Raw genomic sequence first — 1,285 nt, 5'->3', positions numbered from 1 at the left:
TTCGCGACTTCGCTGATCAAAAATCAAATCACCGGGCCTGCCACATCCGCCCACTTGGCGTGCCATTCTTTGAAGACGATGGGGCTGATCTCGCTGGGCTTGATCTCACTCCGGCCGCCCCAGAAGACGTTGGTGTACTCGACAGGGATGCCTTCGCTGACGAGATCTTTGTCGATGGCGGCCTTGTGCGCGAGCACGGTGTCTTTGTCGGTGCCGTGGATGACGCCCATGATGTTCACGTTGGCGAAGCGTTCGCCACCTTCACGCCAGTAAGCGTGGGTCATGATGGGGTGGCGGCCCACTTCACCGCCGGCACGCTCTTCCATGCCTTTCGGCACCTTCCAGTGGAACAGGGCATTGAAGCGGGTGACGCGCACACCGGTGGCGCTCGGCTTCACGTGCTCGAGGAAGGTGGAGAAGCGACCGATCACGCCCTTTTGATCCAGGCGCTTGGAGACTTCACAGAACTTCTCGAGCGAGACACCGGCGGCCTTCGCGCGGCCTGCCCAGGGTTCGGGGCCGATCTCATCGGCGGTGAGGTCGCCTTTGAGATGAAGAAGCACATTCCACTCCTCGGCATCGAGATCGGCGATGTTCGTGGTCATCATCGTCGCGGGTTCATCCGCGCGCTCGCCCGGCTCCATGGTCTTGCGGCGCACGTGGCCGACGCCGAGGGCGAAGATGCCGTGAGCCTGCATGGTGTAGTAGTCCTCGGCACCGATGAGGCGCTTCAAGACATCACAATGCTCATGGATGGCGCGGTCCTGCGGGACTTTCAGCGTGGTCCAGAGGCGAAAGTCACTGCCGCTGACCACACGATCCGTGCTGCGCAGCACCACGTGACCGCTGAAGGGGTCTTGTTTGAAAAGGAACTCAAAGGCGGCTTCGAGTTTGTCGGCGGGCACCTTCCAGGCCACGAGAGCGCCTTCGGCCAGCTTGTTCGCCAGCAGGGTCTGGCGCACGCGACGGATCACTCCAGCACCCAGCATGGCGCGGATGCGCTCCACCACCGTGTCAAAGGGCACGCCGCTCTGTTCCGAGATGAACTGAAAGGGATACTGATGGAAACCTTTCACGCGATCCTCACTGACAGACAGGATCTGGGCGTTGGTTTCTTCGGTGTGCTCAGTGGGGATCGTGACGTCGATGGCGGTCATGGAACAGGTTGGGGGGCGAAAAAAGGCGGGGCAGAGACTAGGACGCTGCTGGGGGCGCGACTCTTAGCGCTGCCGGTGGAAATGACAAGGCGGGGCTGGAGATGCACAAGAGTGCTTCATCCAGCCCC

The 1,285-nt window shown here is 61.6% G+C and carries 1 protein-coding gene; it reads right to left on the bottom strand.

Annotated elements, in window-relative coordinates:
- Nucleotides 1-23: 23 nt before the first annotated feature.
- Nucleotides 24-1,157 (bottom strand): Lrp/AsnC family transcriptional regulator, encoded by a 1,134-nt coding sequence (locus tag BGE01nite_RS28750; protein WP_146856399.1) that lies wholly within the window; start codon nt 1,155-1,157, stop codon nt 24-26.
- Nucleotides 1,158-1,285 lie beyond the last annotated feature (128 nt).

Origin of the sequence: Prosthecobacter gellanilyticus (genome assembly GCF_007992435.1) — a bacterium.
GTDB classification, from domain to species: domain Bacteria; phylum Verrucomicrobiota; class Verrucomicrobiia; order Verrucomicrobiales; family Verrucomicrobiaceae; genus Prosthecobacter; species Prosthecobacter gellanilyticus.
This window is presented reverse-complemented; position numbering and strand designations above follow the sequence as displayed.

Coding starts and splice junctions, on each gene's coding strand:
- BGE01nite_RS28750 (WP_146856399.1), bottom strand. CDS start 1,157: ATGACCGCCATCGACGTCACGATCCCCACTGAGCACACCGAAGAAACC.